The organism is Moorena sp. SIO4A1 (genome assembly GCF_010672065.1).
Classification (GTDB): Bacteria; Cyanobacteriota; Cyanobacteriia; order Cyanobacteriales; family Coleofasciculaceae; genus Moorena.
This window is the reverse complement of record NZ_JAAHHX010000022.1, coordinates 107,222-126,125: the sequence shown is the minus strand read 5'-3', so window position 1 is coordinate 126,125 and position 18,904 is coordinate 107,222. Positions and strand designations below refer to the sequence as shown.

Genomic DNA, 18,904 nt, shown 5'->3' with positions numbered 1-18,904 from the left:
GCAAATGCGTAAGTCCTACTCCTGTTTCTTAGATTTTAACTGTTGCTGGATTCAGTTCCAGTCATGCTCACCAGAAAAGCGATGCTCGGTACGAGCCGCTACGCGAACGCATTCTCCAAAACGCGATCGCATCTTTCATTCACTACAACCATCGCACTACAAAAGCTAGATTTGCTTTAAGATATCATCGTACTTGCTGTGTGGGCCGATCCAGAACCATAGAACTCCCTCTGGTTCATCAGAACCTAAAGCTCTATAATTTCTACCTACTCTTACCGACCACAAACTTTTGATCTTTTTTAATTTCAAAGATGGATGTTTGGGATCTTGCTTAAGCAATTCATAGTTCTTATCTGCTAATTCTTGAATTTCCTGTGGCAACTGACGGTAGTACTCCCAAAACTGTGAAGTAGTGAAATGCTTTAAATTTCCTGGCACTTTCCCTCTCTGAATTCTTGCCTTGCTTGTTTAATTAGATGATCTAGCTTGCCAGATTCAAAGTCTTCCTCAATTTGCTTATCCCATAGAGATTCATAGAATTCATCAAGCCATTTAACCAGATCTGTTAATTCTCCCGTAGAGAGTTTCATTACTGCTTCTTTGATTTCTGCGACACTCATAAAATTCCATCGCCTTTATCTACTGCATCTATAATTATAATAGTGATCTCCCATACCGCCAAATTGGGGAAGGGATGGAAGTCTAGAAATACCACAGGAAATTTTTGTCTTGAGGTTAATATTACCGTGTATGTATGGCTTGAGGTGCATAATTTACCACAAACGCCGCCCTCAATAAAATAGCGATCGCCCCTCAATTCACTACAAGCGATCGCCCTATTTCCCAATTTAAGAATCAGCTACACATCCTTCGCCTTGATGATCCAATTGACGTAGATGTTCTTGGGGCGGGTTTCTTTTCCACCTGCCTCCATCATGCTAGCAGTTATATCCCCACTTTTCTGGATATCGCCTGTTGTGTTAGCATCTTTTTTGTCTTGATTACCGTTGCCTGTTGTGTTCTTGAATTTGTGATTGTGAGCTTTAAATTCATCCTCCTGCACAGAACCAACATTATTACCCTCATTTCCACCTCTACCAGAAGCAGTGCGCTCATGAGTATCTGGATCTCGTCCTGCCGTACCATCTACGCCTCGGACAAAGCGACCTCGCAAATCGGGTACCCTGAAAAATTGAGCATTTGAAGCTACTCCATAATAACTTCCAATTACGCCGTTTAGCTCCGGATAGTTGCTCTGTAGATACTGGTTCCCATCGCAGATAAGCCATCCTTGACGTTGTAATTGTCCTGCAGCAGTTCCGTCAGTTTTTCCTGCATATGCCATAATCGTTCCAATTGGTACTGTCATGATTTAAGTTTCTCCTTTGTTTGATTTCAGTGTTTATTTGATAGTTCGATCCATGTCCATAGGACAATAAATCAGGGTTTGATATTTCCTGTTATGGGGGTCGGATCGAATGGTTTTGATTGTGAGTTTTCATAATTTTAGATTCTCCTTTGTTTTATTTCAGTGTTTATTTGATAGTTCAATCCATGTCCACGGATAGGAAATCTTCCCATTTACCCTCCTCTTCACCACCATGCGTGGAAGACGGCAAGCGGATTTCTGATAGAATCGGGAAGATAGGTTAGTGTTCTTGTCGGTAATGTCATCCTATGCCTGTTTTGAATAAACTGATTCTTTTCCCTAAAAACAAAATCCCGAAGAATTTGAGGATCTGTGCTATCAGCAGCAGAACCCATACGCCTTAATTCTTCATGGGCTAATTTAGCAGGGAGGGAATCGAAAGGAGACGCTAAACCTCTATTCGCGTTGTAAAGTGCGCGTGAGGGACTTCCAGGTGGCATTCGGAATTCCCTTGCAATATCAGAGTTTATCGCCTGCCTTGTTAGTCTATTTGCTATAATCCTCCCACATGGAGGATTATGAACCAAAATCCGTTTCTGGGTTACATAATAAGTATGCGCCCCGCCTACTTCAAAATTAAAGACTTGCGATCGCTCTAACTTCATTTCAATCCTGTCTAGACTTAATTTACGCCCAGCTTTATTGAGCAAAATATCGCCTTTTTTTAGACCTTCCGCAGGAGTCCAACCTTTTCCATTTACCCAGAAAGGATGCTCTGGGGTTGTTATAATTTCCTCCTCTCCAAAGGTAAGCAGAACAATATATCTTGATGTCCGCTCAAATGCTTCCAAAACGGGATACAATCCTACTTCACCCGTGTCTTCATTGAAAGCCCAGACTAAATCACCTTTCTCGATTTTTTCAATCGCTATAAAACCATCTTCAACCGCTACCTCAGTACCTGCCACAAAACATTTGGTTGTGTTATCTTCGGCAATGGTAGCAGCACCTCGTTCTTCTAAGGTTGCGGCACCTTTTTCTTCAGCAGTAGCAGTAGCTCTTTCTTCCAGGCCAACAGCAACTCTCTCTGCTGCTTCTTCCTCTCCTCCTACTGGTATAAGTAGGGAGCCTACTTCTGCGATACCTGCACCAAATTGCTCATCCTTGTTAATCTTGAATGGATGTGGAATCCCTACAGATTTCCCTTGAGACATCCTGTATGCGGCATAAGCCATACTGTAAGGTGAAGAAATTATATTGGCAAAGTTATAAGCATCAACGCCTAAGTTGACCGCCTCCTTACCTAAGCCTGAGAAAAAGCTTGTAAACGAACCAAAATTTCCTGTTGATAAAGACTTATCCAGGTCAGGTGCCAGGAATTTTATAGCGAAATGACCGACAGGGTTGATTTTTGACCAAACATGATACACAGATTTGGTGATATCACCTAGAAAACTGAAAACGGATTCTCCTGTTGGATCAGTATGTGATAGAGGATCGTTTCCTGCATAGAGATAGGGACTGAAAAACTCTCCTGCGGGGTCAATGGTATAGAAACGCCCCAACGTGCTGTCGTACAAGCGTGCGCGATAATTATATAAGCCAGTTTCTGGCTCGTATTCCTGTCCGGTATACCGATAACTGAGAATTTGCCCATCCCCTGTTGTTCGCAGTAGATTGCCAAACGGCATATAGTCATAGGAAGCAGCAACTGGATGCTGATCACCGGAAACATCAATAACGACTCGACTAGAACCCTCGTGATCCTTCAAGACATAGTAGAGTTTCTGGTTTTTCACCATCGCCAGCAAACCACCAGGTCCATAGATATAGAGAACTTCAGACTCCCCATTGTTTACATCCCTAATCTTCTCCAGCAACGGATAGGAGTTCATACCCCGGATATACAGTTTGGCAGTATTAGGGGAATTCCCACGCCAAGATTGTTTCAAAACCCGTTGATTCTTACCACCATAAGCATAGGTAACCAGACTGACAGTTTCATCATCTACCGCAATTGATCTGGTCAGTTGAGTCATGGGGTCATAGGTAAGCTTAGAGAGTGGCTTATTTAAGCCGCCAGCCCCTTTAATGGCAGTAGTAATATTGCCGTTGTCATCATAGTGGAAATCATCCTCGTTCCCACCAGTATTTTTGACCTGATTCGTACCTGGAAGGTAGGAGAATTGCGCCTCATCGCTACCCCGTTTAACATCCAAGAAATTCCCATTAGGATCATAAGTGACAGGTTGACCAACACCGAGATTACCCGTTTCGATCTGGTTATTCTGGGCAACCTTTAACTGGTCGATATTATCGTACTCAAACCGATAATTATAGGCTTCGGGAGCATTTTCCCAAGCGAAAGCCTGTTCAATTTGACTAATTTCGCCATTGTAATAGCCGTTATCGTCACTTTCTTGGGGCGTATATTCAAGGGTTTCGTTAAAGAAATCGTCAGCAATTTGAGTCACCCATCCCGGCGAATTATACTGGTAATACCGTTTGATTTGACCAGAATTGCCATTGTGCAACAACTCTGCTTTCAAGCTGCCATTAGCGTTATAGTGATAAGCTGCCAATGTTTCTGGCTGATCGGGAGATGTGCCAATGCCCTTGAGATAACCGAGATGGTCATAGGTGTAAAAGATTTCTGTGGGGCTTTCACTGCTTGTTTCTGTCCCATTGGGATAAGTTATCTTAATGACATTGCCCAGGTTATCGTATTCATAATGGGTAATATAGGTTTCATCCCCATAAGCATTGACTTTGAGGGTTTTGCTGAGAACATCCCCATATACATCATAGGTAAACGTCTCCTCCACATCTGGCTTACCGTCATCACTATTATTGGTTAAGATTTTAGTTAACGCACCGATGGCATAAGGAGAAACCCCATCTCCATCATAGAAATACTTTTTTCGCCAAGTAGGGGGAGTTGATGGCCAATCAGGAGTTTCGGCTTTCTCCTGAAGGTCAGCTTCATCCCAAGTATATTCTAGATACCCCTTTTCCACAGGTCGGCTCAGGCGATCGTACTTAGTATAAAGAATATAGGGTGATTGTGCTGCTGCTCCATTAGCATCCTGCATGAAACGAGGTTTGCCCCCTCGGTCATAGATGTATTGTGAGGACTTATTATCAGGATTATAACTTTGCGTCAACCGACCTAAGAAATCATACTGATTGGTGGATACCCATTGTTCCGGTTGCGAGCCATCAGGGGGCTGGTAATAGTTGGGGGGTTTAGTGGTAACTAGCCTTCCAGCATCATCATATTCATAGGCAAGGGTGATATATTCATTTGTTTCCGGTTCAATCAGCGTTTTCTTGGCAAGTATTTGGCCTGCTTGATCTTTGAGGGTATAAGTCTTGACCCCATTGGGATCGGTAATAGTCTTGATCAGATATTCGTTACCAGGAAACTTGAACTCGCCAAAAACATCCCCTTCCCCGTTAATCCCATAACCATACCTCAAAGTATGATTCAGAGCAGGATTGTCTGTATTTGCGATCGCAAAATCCTTCCCTGGTTTACCCCTTTCCATCACCCGCGATAACGGAGAGTTCTCAAACAACTTACGAGAATAAGGATAGCCCCCATCATCGGAGAAACCGCCCCCTGTAGCTGAGTAATACTGGGCAACATCCCCTTCCATTACTCCAGTTTCCCAATCAAATGTAGTGACAAAATTACTCTGAAAAGCAAACAAAGTATTCTCATATTGAGCCGTTTTTGTCTGCACTGCTGCACGTCCAAGTTCGTCATAGATAGCTTGGTTAACCAGACAATTTACTCCTTCTAGCAATTGGGTTTGCTTCTTGCGACCATTGCCATCGAGATAGTCAATAGAGGTCATCGGATCTTGGAAGACGACAACATCTTGATAAGAAACCCGATCTCCACAGAACAAGCTCAACGCCCCAGAAACCGTCTGGTCTAGGATGCCAGCAAATAGTTGTTGCCCATCAACATAGAAAAGAACAGCACTCTCTATAGCAACAAGAACCCAATCTCCCGCAGGTTTCATAGCCGATGGAATCTTATCACCGTTTACCTGCCACCCATCCGAGGACGACCATTGAACGGTCAGATGTGAGCCAATGGAGATACCAAGGGGCTGATTCACTGTTTCTGGCGGAGTTACTTGCACTCGCACCCCATAATTAGAGTAAGCATCGGAGTTTTTGAGAGTTATCTGGTCTGTTTGCGTACCAACGTGAACCAAAGCCTCATTTTCCACCTTCCACGCATTGGCATCTCCATCCCATATATCCTGCCATTGTCCATCATGGAAGTTATCGTAAATCCCCCCATTTCTGGCAGCAATCCGCAAGCTACTGTTAGGATCTGTCCCAGTGAATGCGTCATTCCCTTGTCGGGAATAATAGGGTACTGTTAAAGTACGGACATTTTCATCTGGGCCAATAGTAGCTATCATTCGCTGATAGTTGTCATAGACATAGCGCAGAGTGTCGGCATGATTGCCAAGTTTAGCTGTCATGATTTTGTATTTAGTGTCATAGACATTCCCTTGGAAACCACCCATCAAAGGAACAAAGCAAATATCATCGATTAAAAAAGATTTAGATGTTTTTTGATTAGATATTTCTAGTCCTAACTGTGTTCCTTGAATTTTATTTGTATCAATTACATGATGCCAATATTGCCATACGCTATCAGTTGATTCAATGGGCACAGTAATAGGTTGCCCTACAGGGTTATCACCGTTGTAAAATTGTAGTTGAACTTGGGCTTTACCCCCATCTGTTTCAAACGCTGTTTCTGTTTTAATCCAAGCATAAATAATATAGGTTTGAGCAGTATTATTCAGGGTTAGATATGCTTGTTTTTTGAGAGTAAAATTAGGGTGAAGTCGCAAACTAGAAACACCTGTATGAGCATCTCCGGTGACAATCAAAGCAGTTATATTACCTTGATTTATACTCCAATCACTGAGATTCTCGTAAGCTTCAAACCCTGTATAAGTTACCTCTTCAATCGTAGCATTAGTAAATTGAGCAACAGGATAAAATTGCTGGTTATCTAATAGAGTTGAAGTGTGAACCCCATTGACATCAATCAAATCTTGCGCTACTCCATTTGAGGTACGATAAATTACTTCTGAAACCTTCAACCAATCTGTTTTATTTGGTTCACTTAAATTATCCCATTGGTCAAAAACAGCATCTTCATTAAGTCCTTGATAGGTTCGGTATAGCCCCCATTTACCTCCTCCCCAATCTTTCCAAGTTGAAACTGCGATCGCTGTGGTTTTATCATTATTTTTACTAACAGTTTGGACAACAGGAGTGAGGATATTTTGTTGTCTCAATTCCTCATACTTTTCCCAACCATAAACAGAAGTTTGTGTCAGTGTTTCCTTTTCACCCAAACTATTGTAATTGTAAGTTGTCTGTGTTTTTAGCAATCCCATTGCCGAGTCATATTCATATTCAACCGCTCGTTTAACTCCCACATCTGATGCATTACCATTTGAGTCTGTGGTGCTAATTTCTTGGTCATAGAGAATACTTTCCTCGCGTTTCTGTTGAATATAAAACCCGTATAAATCAACCGGCCTTGACTCTCCTAATTTCTGTCTTTGGGTTACTATGTTATATTCCACAGTTACAGTTTGGCGAGGTAACTTATCATCTGTTGAGTTATAGGCTTTCTGTTGATACAGAGAACCATGCAAGAAGCTGTAGTAAGAGGGAGGGTTTCCTTGAAAGTCCTTAAACCCTAAACCTTCTACTGAAAGTCCATTAAAGAAAAGATGTTCAGTCTTCCCAAAAGGAGTTAATTGTGAATTGTCACTGCCTTGTATCACCGTAACATGAGGATATTGAGTAACAATTCCTTGAGCACTAATAACTATATTACCTGTATCGTAATCATAGCTAGTCTGACTTTCTTGATAACCGTCATTAATAGTAACTTTTACTACAGGTAAATCAGTAACATTGCCTTGAATTGATTCATTAAAAACATAATAGAGATTCAATTCAGAAGCTTGATCAAAATTGTCCCCTTTGTAAGTAACAAAAGCATTCAATCCAGCTAAATTAGTTCCCGATTTGCCTTTACTGCTTTCGTTATCAACATAAATCCTTTCTGAGAGAGATTGAGGATTAACAACCTTGCCATTTTTTAACAAAAATATCTGAGTCTGTCCATCATTCGTCTCGCAAGCAATATAAAAAGGAGCGCGGTTAATTATGCTATCAGGCTTAATCTCCGGTGGAATTGAGTGTGGATCTTTGTTAAATCCTCCTTGATTATCTCTGTAAAAAATTGCGTCCCCAATAGTGATAAAGTTACCACTGACAGTGGGTTGATAATCATTAATAATTCCATCTAGATTGAAATCTTTAGTTGGGATATAACCTCTAAAAATATTGTCTAGTAAAGAATTTAGCCATTTACAAACAGTCTGGTAAAGTCTAGTTATCCAATTGGGCGTAGTTGTTGACAAAGACCCCTCTAAGTCAGGGGTTTCCCATTGATCTTGATAAGGATTGTAAGCTTTTATATCACTGGAATCTGAACTTGAGGCGATCGCTAAATCAGAACCATAAGCCAACTTTGTTGCTTCATTTCCACTAGAAACATTCAGATTACTATCTATCCAGTCACTGCCATTATATCGCCAGAGATTACCAACATTTGCAACTAAGCTGCCTGTAGTTATGGAATAACCAAAGGGTTCTTTTGTATCTTGAGGTACGCTGTAGGATTTGCTGAAAGGTTGAGGATTGACTTCAAACTGAGCATCCCATTGATAGATGGCTACTTCATACTCAATATTGGTGCCGATACTTTTAACAAAAGTTGCTGTAGCCGAGTCATTACCCAAACTCCAATTAAGCAAGGGATTACCTTGTGCATCTTTTTCAACTGGACTGATCGTAGCAATTTCTTTTTGATCCCATCTTCCGTAAATTTCATCTTGGTAATATAACACCAGTTCACAGCTTTTAGAAACAGGATCATAGATACCAATAGTAAAATAATTACCGAAAGCAGCTAAAGCATAATTACCTTTACTTATATGTATACGGGGACGGGGAGGACTCCATATCTGATTCGGCTGATTCCAAACCCATAAATTAGCATCTGCACCAGACACAGCAGCAACAACAAAACTACTACCAGCAGTAAGGTGTGTTAAGGAATCACTTGAAGGTAAATCTAAAGAGTAACTATCGGGTAAGTACCATTTACCAAAACGCCCCTTTTCCTGATGGAATAGATACACATTCATTTGAGAATTTGACTTGAAACTCAGCGCAAATAAATTACTCTGAGTTACTACCTGCAAACTCTCAATATCTAGCTGACTAGAGATACTTTTATCATCCTCTATCCAGTTACCATTCCAGCTATATACTTTGACATCTAAATTTCTCCCACTATCATCATAATAAGCAACTACAACATAATCACCACCAAACCAAACACGAGGAATACCGTTGCCAGAGATGGGTATATTATGAGAAGTTCCAATTAGATTCTTTTTGTCGTAATTGAAATTAGCAATACTACCTGTAGGATAAGTAATGTTTTTTAATGCACCACGATGGACATTCTCATTTATATCCTCTGGATTCGTGTAATACTCAAACTTATAACCAGGTAAAGACTCTCCCTCTGCATTTTTCTGAGTTATTCCTGTTAGATAACGCTTAGAGAAATCCGCATTATTCTTAAAATAAGTTAAGGAAACATTCTCCAACTCATAATCAAACTGAACAGAAAATAACAGCGATGCTGATTCCTCTTGTCTCACCTCAATGGAGTCGATAAACTTAGTTTCATACCGATCCTGATAAGCATGACGGTTTGATTGTCCGCTATCTTCATGGGGAATCTGATACTCTCTTATTTGGTCATCATACTGTTTAGGTTGGTAGACAAAATTAACAGTACGCCCATCTAAAGCAGTAATTTGTTTTAAGTAAGTAGCTTGGGTATATTTATAACCACCGATACCAATTTCTTTTAAATCAACTTCATAGCTAAAAGTAACCTTTTCGCCCCAAGTATTTTGAATTTCTGCTAAATTCCAAGCTAGTACAAAAGGTTCCTGTCCTGATGTATTCGTAGTGCTACCAATCCAGTTACCATTCCTACCACCCCATTTCACGCCCCATTGAATATAGGGATTTTTGTCTGCTGGTTGGCTTGTATTCCCTCCATAAGTCTGCTTTACCCCATTTTCCTTGATAATCACCCATTTTTCTTCGTTTGGGTAATAGCGAATATCCCAAGGTTTATAGTCTTCCGTCTCAAAATTCCATGCACCATCCTTAGTTACGCCGTCTTGATGTAGCCGATTAGCCCCTCCCCCGGAAACGAGGTAATATTGGTCATCGTAGGTAGAACCCGTGCTTTTATTATCAATGGCGATCATTTCATAGGGCATATTCCAACCCAACCCCAGAATTCCTGTCGGTGCTTCCAAATTCCAGGTATCCACCAGATTTTGAATGTTACTCTGGTACATGATGGCGACCTTAACATCCAAATCGCCTCTACCCGGAAGGGATATTAATTCCAAGGGAAGGTTAACATCGCCTCGGAAGAGATTTACTGAATTGGGTATGGTGCCAATACCACTCCCATCCATCTGAAATGTTCGGATAACTGGGAGTTCAGATAAAGTACTTGGAGAGTAACCACTAGAAGTTATTTGAGTCATTTAGACATATCTTCTATCTAATTGGACTTTGGACAAAAAGCAAGACCTAGTTACATAACTAGAGCAGGGGAAACGCCATAATCAATAAGGATTCTTCTTAATACATTAATATAACTATGCAATAGCGCTGTTCATCAAGGATTAGTATGATCCTAATCCTTGCTCTATCTCACATTTTTGCTCAGTTTTTCTGACGCTTTCACTGATAACTATAGCAGTCCTAAATTAAAACAATTACCTAATTACACATAAGTTTACATTCACTTCTTGTAAGTTTACATTCACTTCTTGCCCTGGCCGATGAGCGAGTCTTGGCTCGCTTTAAATCTATGGCATGTGAGGCTATAATTCCTCCAAAATCTAACCGTAGAGTGCAACGAAAGTACGATAAACAGCTTTACAAAGCGCAACATCTTTTTAAGAATTTATTCCCTAAAATCAAGCAATACCGTGCCATGGCAACCGGTACGATCAAACTGCTAGAAATGTCTTAGGCACAATTGATCTCGCTGCTGCTGTTGTTTGGCTTAACTGACGACACGCCCTAGGTTTTAACTACAGCCGAGGTTCCAGTCACCATCGACAACTTCATGATTCTGGGGTCCAGACAGTTTTATCTCCTTGCCCCCAAAAGCCATCATATTTGGTAAGACAAACATCACCTAAAACCTTTGTCTGACAGGCTAAGCGGCGATTTGCCGTCGGAGAATGGGGCGGAAGCGATCGCCTAGCTTTATCCTTCCAATTTGGCTCGGATACTTCCCCGTCTATCTCAACCGCACAGGTACCACAGCTACCTAATCCTCTACAGTTAATTAGTTTAGCGTTGCCGTTGTATAGGGCAACCCCATGGTCTAGTAACACCTTGCGCAGATTACTGCCCTGGTCACATTCAAAGCTTTTTCCTTGTGCTGTTACTTTAGGCATTATTCAAGATTACTCCTTATCTGTAGCTTATTTTTTAATACAATTAGATGCAGCTATGTTTAGTGTTGTGAACAAAGCCAATCTGGCAATACACTAAGGTGCTCTTATTGTTTGATGGTTCTAGATAAGCTGCGTTTATAAATATCTAGAGGTCTAGTCCTCTGACTAAGCTTTAGGCCCTCAAAGCTTACCCTTAACTACAATTTACATTTCTTTACGATAAAGTCAACTTTTATAACTGCCCATGACTTCAACAACTTCTCACCCCATCTGGATTTACGATACAACGCTGCGGGATGGTGCCCAGCGTGAAGGAATTTCATTGTCTCTAGAAGATAAGTTACGCATTGCTCGACAACTGGATGAGTTAGGTATTCCCTTCATTGAAGGAGGATGGCCAGGGGCAAATCCGAAAGATGTGCAATTTTTCTGGAAGCTCAAAGAAGAACCTCTCAAACAAGCAGAAGTAGTAGCCTTTTGCTCAACTCGACGGCCAAACATGATCGCTGCAGAAGACCGGATGCTGCAAGCTATTTTAGCTGCAGGAACGCGCTGGGTGACGATTTTTGGGAAATCCTGGGATCTTCATGTCACCGAAGGGCTGAAAACTAGCCTAGAGGAAAACCTAGCCATGATTCGGGATACCATAGAATACCTCCGTAGTCAAGGGCGTCGGGTGATTTACGATGCAGAACACTGGTTTGATGGCTATAAAGCCAATCGAGACTATGCCCTCAAAACCCTGAAAGCTGCTAAAGATGCGGGTGCAGAATGGCTAGTACTGTGTGACACCAACGGTGGTACCCTACCCGATCAAGTTAGTCAAATTGTTAGAGATGTAGCTAAAGAGTTGAACGTTGGAAGGTTGAATGTTGAAAGTGAGTTGAACGTTGGAAGGTTGAATGTTGTTCGCGAAGCGTGGCCAAAAGGCCAAGGTTCTAAGCTTCAACCCGCTAAGCTTCAACCCGCTAACCTTCAACCCGCTAACCTTCAACCTGCTAACCTTCAACCTGCTAACCTTCAACCTGCTAACCTTCAACCTGCTAACCTTCAACCGCCTAACCTCCAACCCATGTTAGGAATCCATACCCATAATGATTCAGATACAGCGGTTGCTAATGCCTTAGCTGCGGTATCTGAGGGAGCCTGTATGGTTCAGGGAACGATTAATGGTTATGGTGAACGTTGTGGTAATGCTAATCTCTGTTCTGTGATTCCTAACTTACAGTTGAAGCTTGGTTATTCCTGTATTGAGGATAATCAGCTGGCCAGACTGACCCAAGCTAGTCGTTTAATTAGCGAGATTGTCAATCTTGCTCCCAATGACCATGCTGCCTTTGTGGGTCGTTCAGCCTTTGCTCACAAAGGTGGCATCCATGTGTCAGCGGTGGCAAAGAATCCTCTGACCTATGAACATATTCAGCCAGAACAGATTGGTAATCAGCGTCGGATTGTAATTTCTGACCAGTCGGGATTGAGCAATGTCTTAGCAAAAGCCCGTAGTTTCGGTCATGATTTGGATAAAAAAGACCCCGCCTGTCGCGAAATCCTGGAACGCCTCAAAGATCTAGAAAATGAAGGGTATCAATTTGAAGCAGCGGAAGCCAGTTTTGATTTGTTGATGCGGGATGCTTTGGGATATCGAGAACATCCCTTTGAACTCAAAGGCTGTCAGATACATTGCGATATGCTACAAGGGGTCCGTAAACCCTACAGTAATTCTGTGGCAACCATTAAAGTATCTGTTAACAACCAGGATATTTTGGAAGTAGCAGAAGGGAATGGACCAGTGTCAGCCCTTGATGCAGCCTTGCGCAAAGCCTTAGTGAAGTTTTACCCAGAGATTGCTGATTTTCATCTAACTGACTACAAAGTGCGGATTCTAGATGGTGCTGCTGGCACATCGGCTAAGACAAGGGTGCTAGTGGAATCGAGCAATGGAGAAGAACGCTGGACAACTGTGGGGGTTTCTAGCAATATTCTCGAAGCGTCCTATGAAGCTGTGGTGGAAGGCATTGAGTATGGTTTGCTGTTGGAATCTTCAGCAAAAACACCATTGAGCAATTCCCCAGCCCTGAAAGAGCGGTAATTAGAGCGCTAATTAGTAATTAATATTTGCTATTTGCGCACTAAGGTGATACCCAAAGTAGACTATCTAGCTTAGCCTTGGTGAGAACCTCTTGGGGAGGTAACTTATGATAAGGTCCTTCCCAGTTAAGGGGTTGATAGACGTATAGGATTGAGGCATTTTCCTCAAACCTACAAATCACTTTACCAGTGGACCCTTCCTCACCTGGCAAGCAGTCTAGTTTCTCTTGTCCAGGAGTGGCTGAGTAGGCTATTCCTACTTTCACATCCTTTGGACCAGGGATGCGATCGCTTAGTATTTCAATCCTGCCGATTTTTTGCTGGGAGATGTCGGCATCGATTTCCACTACCGGGCTATCTTGCCAGTATGCTTTGAAAATATCGTAAGTTTCGCCTTCAGCAGAGGTGGTTTCTTTTTTTACGGTATAACTGGGCAAAGCACTCTTGATGGTATCAGCATCAAAGTTGCTGGTTTTGTTGAGTGTTCCCAAACCTTCCGGAGTCAGCCTGAGATTAGACTTAGTTTCAGGCGGGGAAGGTTCCTTGGTGCAAGCGCCCAGGATACTGGTGACTAGGACTATGCTGGTTAGGGTAAACAGTGTTTTTCTATACAATAGACCTCTCCAAAAACTTGAAAGTATCTCAGTAACTGCTTTTCAGCAGCCAAATTGAGCAAGTCAATTTTAGGTTGAGTTAACGCTATAACAGGCTTGACGAAGCTATTGATGTTAATTTAGCACCAAAACTATGAGTATAGAAAACCTCAATTGTTTCAGCCCTTTAATGAGATGCCTTTACCCTGCAAGTGAGTTTGAGTAAGCTTAATGAAGGCAAGCAGCAGGAACAGCAGGGAGATGGAAAACCTCCGGGTTCAGCAAAACCGAGTGTCTGGCTTAGTTTAACACTTTTCCCCCTGTTGGTTAAGCCACTCAAGTAAATGCTTATTAATTTCTTGTGGCTTTTCCAATTGAAGCCAATGATTGCATTTAGATATTTTTATATATTTCCACTCCGACTGCACTAGAGCACTCGATTTCCTCATCTGTTCCTCAGCCATAAAGTTGTCTCCAGAACTCCAAATACCAAGAGTTGGAACTTTTATTAAAGTTAGCTGTGATTGTTGTTGGCGAAGTGAAGATAAAATAAATGGAAGTATCGGATTAGCTTTTTCCCAGACTTGAATATAAAAAGGTTTTTTTTCAAGTAAAAATTTTTCAACTACATTTTCTTTGTCGGGGTGACCACGCAGTACCCACCTAAAAATCAATCCATTCATTGCACGATATATAGGGATTGCCACAGGTAAGGGGTTGAAAATTAGATACCAGCTTTTTAGGATTGACTCTAGGGAAAAGTTTTTTACTAATGCCAGAGGATGCCCTACTGATAAGGCAACATATGACACGAGCCGTTCTGGATACCTTGTGGCTAATTCCCAACCTACTACTGCACCGTAATCGTGAGCAATGCAATGGGCTTTTTCCAGATTCAGTGCGTCCATCAATCCGATCACATCAGCAGATAGGGAGGCGAGGGTATATTTATTTAAGTCTTCAGTTTTTTCACTCTGCCCATGACCAAGCCAATCAAGACAGATAACACGGTATCCAGATTGTATCAGAGCCGGAATCTGAAATCTCCATAAAGAACTGTCATCCGGCCATCCATGTAGCAGGATTACGCTATCGTTTCCATTACGCGAATCTTGGACATAATATTCACAACCGTTAATTTTGATATAAATTTCTTCCATATTCCCGTTAATCCGAACTTAGGTTGAATAAAACCAGCGAAAGTAGACCGCTACCAGCAGTGTAATTCCTAGCTCAACAATACCGAAAGCGATGACAGCACCCTCTATACCCATTTTTTGAAAATTCTCTACTGCAATCAGTAGTACAATTCCTAAGTTCCGCGAGGCAGTCGTCAAGGTCACTGATTTCCGCGTGCGAGTTTGAGAACCACCTAGTCCCCAACCACTGACCAAAGTCACGACGGTAAATAGTACCATAGCGGTAAAGGACAGCCATCCAATACTAAAGAGTATGTCGAAATTTTGGCACAGAACCAGAAGCAGGAGTGCTACAAACAGAATATCTGAGAGCATCTTGACTGGAGAAAGTAAGCGCTTGGCAAGTCGCACACTCTTGTGGCGAATAGCAAAACCAGTAAGTAAAGGAAGTAACTGAAAGAATACCAGGCTCCAAATAATGGGCAGAGTGTTGATGAGTGTATCTTCAACCCCAGCGTAACTTAAGCGAACCATCAAGGGTGTGATGCCCACTGCTAAGATCGATAAAGTAAATGTCAGGCCAATAGCAGAAGCCAGATCGCCACCAGCAATAACAGCTAATTTTGGTGCAAAGGGTGCTCCTGGCGCTGCTGATGCAAGCAAGAGAGTTACTGCTGTAGTTTTTGGTAAAGCAAGCCCCTGTGTGAGTAGCAAAGCCGCGATCGGTACAATCAGGAAGTTGATTAACAACGAACGTACTATCAAATCTGATTTGCGAAATGTACGCAGGATATCCTCTATCGTAAGTTTAAAGCTAACCGACAGCATTAGGGTTGTAATGAATAATTGCAACAGAAATGTAACTAGCACGAGCAATACAGCATCTCATCTAATTCGCGTTCTTCTCCTGGGAGAGTCTGTTCAATTTCGCCAATTGCGTTGGAATAATCGGATATTAGCTCAGTAATAGTGTCAGAGCTAGACATTACCAGTTCTGCCGGTGTCCCAGATAAAACTCTTTCAAGTTTCTGTTCAAAATTAAGTTTTGCCCAAGTAACAGTACGATATAGACGCTCCGAACCAGAACGTTTAAAAGCACCTTCAACTGCAGCTAGTAGGATTGCTAGAGTAACTACTTCGCCAGTACAAGCATAGAGCCAGCGACTAGCGACACTCCTCTCGGAAAAAGGAATTTTAGAACTAGTGTAGCGAGCGTTAATTTGTTCCACCGCTACTTTTAAGATATCAGCAATTTGAGGTGCTTCCAGACCCTGGCAAATAAATTGGTATAATTCTTCGCTTTTATTGCTGATTTTAGAGCCAATAAACATATTCAAGGTTTCAGTAGGTCCTTCATAAATGCGAAGAATCCTAGAATCGCGCAGAAGTTGAGGTGCAATATTTGTTTCGATATAACCCCGACCTCCTAGCATCTGAACCAGGCTATCAGCCGCTTGCCAGAAGAACTCTGGACCAACTATTTTGCAGGCAGCATAAGCCTCTACAGGAATAGCACATCCGTCATCCAGTAGCTTAGCAATTCGAGTTACTAAGCTTTCAACAGCCATAATACCTTCTGTAATATCGGTCAATTTAGCCAGTGTTACTGGATTTTTTAGCAATTGACCTGTTGATATATTTCGGCGTTTTGCATAACGAAGCATTAATTGAGCGCAACGTTTCATTCCCCCAAGACTAGCTGCTGTAATTCATAATCGCCCGTGCATCATCGCATCTTGGGCAGCTTTCATGCCTACGCCCATTTCACCTAACAAATGCTCTGAATCTATAGAAACGTTATCTAGATAAACAGCATTTTGAACCATACCACGCAACCCCATAGTCAGTGCTTCGGGACCTTGCCGTAGACCAGTGGTTCCTTGACGAACTACAAAACCACTAACTCCTAGGTATTGCCCTTCAGCATCAAAGGTCTGGACAAAAACATTGATTACGCTTGCCCATGCTGCGGAGCCAATCCAGATTTTTGTACCTTGCAATCGCCAACCTCCTTGACTATCGGGTGTGGCTTTTGCGGAAATAGCTTGAGGGTTTGACCCTGCTCCTGGTTCTGTGAGGGCAAAAGCAGCTAATTCTCGACCTGTAGCAATGAGGGGAAGAAGTTCATCTCTGAGTTGATCACCAGCATAGTTCATCAAGGGACGAATCCCAAGGACATTATGAACGCCAACAAATGAGGCCAAAGTCGGATCGATAGCCCCTAATTGCTGTATTACACGCAAAGTATCTTGATTACTCAGACCAATACCACCGTAGTTCGGTGGAACCTGCATCCCCAAGAGTCCACGATTTCCTAGATCGAGCACGATATATGGTGGGATGCAACGGCGTTCATCGATTAGCCGAGAATTGATGCGCTCATTTGCGTAGCTACGAAGCCACTCGAGTAAATCATCAGCACGTGCTTTGCTTTGTTTATCTTGAGATAACATCTGTTAATTGGTTCTTATTCCAAAACTATAACTCTTGACAAATCTTCATGTATTTGTTTTTATTAGTATTTTTATACTTACTTTATAAAGTAGTTTTACCTTCTAATGTAATCAGGTTTGTAGTTAACCCTAAATACCAAGTAATCAGTCGATCTAAGACCAGGTCTGGCAATAGTTTTGATAACCAAATATTGATCTTGGCATCTAATCCGATAACATATCGAGTTTTTGGCCTTTTCTCAATCAGTCTCAAGCTTGGGTACAATTATACCTCACGATCCCATAGCACAAGCGATTGAACAGAGCCAGAGTCAACATCAAAGAAAGCGTAGCCTCCCTACGGATGTAGTAGTTGCCCTGTTAATAGGGATGAGTTTCTGGGCAACTGACTCGATTGTCGATGTCTTCAAAAATCTGATGGCGGGACTGAATGGGACTTGGATTCGTCAGCTAGTCCGTCTAAAAACTCCAACTTCTTCATCAATTAGCGAAGCCCGCCAACGAGTTGGTCCAGCGGTAATGACTCGTTTATTTGAGTTAGTAGCACGTCCGATGGCAACAGTTAAAACTAAGGAAGCTTTCTTAGGTGGACTAAGATTGATGGCAATTGATGGCACTGTCTTTGATGTGCCCGACACCGAAACTAATAGCAGAGTTTTTGGCTATCCAGGAACGAGAAAGGGAACGAAAGCAGCTTTTCCGAAAGCCAGATTGGTGTTGTTAGTTGAGCTAGGGACTCATTTAATTACGGATGCCTTGATTAGTCCTTATCGAATCGGAGAAAGAGTCAGAGCCAGAAAACTCCTTCGTGGAGTTGGACCGGGAATGCTTGTCATGTGGGATAGAGGATTACATTCATTTAGGATGGTGTTGGAAGCCCTTAAGCAAAAATGTCACATTTTGGGTCGTGTTCCTGCTAATGTTAAGTTTGAAGTCGTCAAAATTTTGCCGGATGGCTCTTATCTATCATGGATTGCTCCTGACCGAAAATCCAAGAAGAAAGGAGCTACCCGGAAACCGGTTCGGGTGATTGAATATGTGATAGAAGAAAACGGAGTTGAACAAGTATATCGTCTGATTACAGATTTGGTTGATGTGGATCTATTTCCGGCTCTGTTACTGGCTCAAGAGTACCACTGGCGCTGGGAAGCCGAGAATACTCTTGACGAAATGAAGACTCATCTCAACGGTCGAAAAACGTTGATTCGCTCGAATAATCCCCGTGAAGTTATCCAAGAAATTTATGGTTGGTTGTTAGCACATTATTGCATTAGATGCTTAATGTTTAAAGCCGCCGAAAAAGCTGAAATTTCTCCTTTAAGATTAGGATTTACTGGAACCCTCAGAATAATGCGTCGTGCTGTTCCCTTGTTTCAGCAGGCAGTACCAGAAGAGATAAATTTATTTATGAGCTGGCTAATTGCAGAGATTTTAGATAATCAAATCCCTGCAAGAGAGGGTAGAATTAATCCACGAGTTGTCAAAAAGTCTCGGTCAAAATTCAATGCAGCTAAACCATACCATCGAAAACAAGGAACCAAATTACAACAATTAACCTTCAAGACGGTTAAAGTTGCTTAGATAAACAATGGTTTTGTTCTAACTCTTCAATTAAGTTACCTTATTATCA

The 18,904-nt window shown here is 41.9% G+C and carries 13 protein-coding genes and 1 pseudogene; 4 read left to right on the top strand and 10 right to left on the bottom strand.

Annotation, left to right across the window (positions count from 1 at the left end; all coding sequences use genetic code 11):
* The first annotated feature begins 42 nt into the window (after positions 1-42).
* Entirely contained in the window at positions 43-180 is a 138-nt protein-coding gene (locus tag F6K53_RS16460; protein ID WP_293022479.1) for a hypothetical protein, read from the top strand.
* Here F6K53_RS16460 and F6K53_RS16455 read toward each other — a convergent pair.
* The 4 genes from F6K53_RS16455 to F6K53_RS16440 all read right to left on the bottom strand — a co-directional run bounded on the left by F6K53_RS16455 (position 166) and on the right by F6K53_RS16440 (position 10,074).
* Positions 166-438 (bottom strand): hypothetical protein, encoded by a 273-nt coding sequence (locus F6K53_RS16455; protein ID WP_293022477.1) that lies wholly within the window; start codon positions 436-438, stop codon positions 166-168. The two genes, F6K53_RS16460 and F6K53_RS16455, sit on opposite strands and share 15 nt — an antisense overlap.
* Complete coding sequence (locus F6K53_RS16450) at positions 423-620, bottom strand: hypothetical protein (protein WP_293022475.1); 198 nt, start codon at positions 618-620, stop codon at positions 423-425. Before F6K53_RS16450 ends, F6K53_RS16455 begins: the two co-directional genes overlap by 16 nt.
* A 239-nt stretch (positions 621-859) precedes the next feature.
* Entirely contained in the window at positions 860-1,369 is a 510-nt protein-coding gene (locus F6K53_RS16445) for a phage tail protein (protein WP_293022473.1), read from the bottom strand.
* A gap of 224 nt (positions 1,370-1,593) precedes the next feature.
* The gene (locus tag F6K53_RS16440) at positions 1,594-10,074 is read right to left on the bottom strand and encodes a polymorphic toxin-type HINT domain-containing protein (RefSeq protein WP_293071317.1); all 8,481 of its coding nucleotides are present in this window, start codon (positions 10,072-10,074) and stop codon (positions 1,594-1,596) included.
* A 311-nt stretch (positions 10,075-10,385) separates the two neighbouring features.
* Between F6K53_RS16440 and F6K53_RS16435 the strand changes: the two genes are divergently transcribed.
* A complete protein-coding gene (locus F6K53_RS16435; protein ID WP_293081357.1) occupies positions 10,386-10,568 on the top strand; it encodes a hypothetical protein in 183 nt (60 codons plus the stop codon).
* Positions 10,569-10,662: 94 nt separating this feature from the next.
* Here F6K53_RS16435 and F6K53_RS16430 read toward each other — a convergent pair whose 3' ends face one another.
* On the bottom strand, positions 10,663-11,001 hold the full coding sequence (locus F6K53_RS16430; protein WP_293022465.1) for a 2Fe-2S iron-sulfur cluster-binding protein: 339 nt from the start codon (positions 10,999-11,001) through the stop codon (positions 10,663-10,665).
* Between the two features lie 244 nt (positions 11,002-11,245).
* Between F6K53_RS16430 and cimA the strand changes: the two genes are divergently transcribed.
* Positions 11,246-13,090, top strand: coding sequence for a citramalate synthase (gene cimA / locus F6K53_RS16425; protein WP_293081354.1), 1,845 nt, complete (start codon positions 11,246-11,248; stop codon positions 13,088-13,090).
* Between the two features lie 40 nt (positions 13,091-13,130).
* Here cimA and F6K53_RS16420 read toward each other — a convergent pair whose 3' ends face one another.
* The 5 genes from F6K53_RS16420 to F6K53_RS16400 form a co-directional block, all read right to left on the bottom strand.
* The gene (locus tag F6K53_RS16420) at positions 13,131-13,703 is read right to left on the bottom strand and encodes a DUF1131 family protein (RefSeq protein ID WP_293067304.1); all 573 of its coding nucleotides are present in this window, start codon (positions 13,701-13,703) and stop codon (positions 13,131-13,133) included.
* A 284-nt stretch (positions 13,704-13,987) separates the two neighbouring features.
* Positions 13,988-14,842: an alpha/beta hydrolase gene (locus F6K53_RS16415; RefSeq protein ID WP_293067301.1), complete on the bottom strand. Its 855-nt coding sequence runs from the start codon at positions 14,840-14,842 to the stop codon at positions 13,988-13,990.
* 18 nt (positions 14,843-14,860) lie between these two features.
* The gene (locus tag F6K53_RS16410) at positions 14,861-15,691 is read right to left on the bottom strand and encodes a bile acid:sodium symporter (RefSeq protein WP_293022457.1); all 831 of its coding nucleotides are present in this window, start codon (positions 15,689-15,691) and stop codon (positions 14,861-14,863) included.
* Positions 15,685-16,530 (bottom strand): acyl-CoA dehydrogenase family protein, encoded by an 846-nt coding sequence (locus tag F6K53_RS16405; RefSeq protein ID WP_293022526.1) that lies wholly within the window; start codon positions 16,528-16,530, stop codon positions 15,685-15,687. Before F6K53_RS16405 ends, F6K53_RS16410 begins: the two co-directional genes overlap by 7 nt.
* On the bottom strand, positions 16,531-17,274 hold the full coding sequence (locus F6K53_RS16400) for an acyl-CoA dehydrogenase family protein (protein ID WP_293022455.1): 744 nt from the start codon (positions 17,272-17,274) through the stop codon (positions 16,531-16,533).
* Between the two features lie 228 nt (positions 17,275-17,502).
* Here F6K53_RS16400 and F6K53_RS16395 point away from each other — a divergent pair.
* Positions 17,503-18,687 (top strand): annotated as a pseudogene (locus F6K53_RS16395) (IS4 family transposase); the annotation flags it as partial.
* Positions 18,688-18,904: the final 217 nt, after the last annotated feature.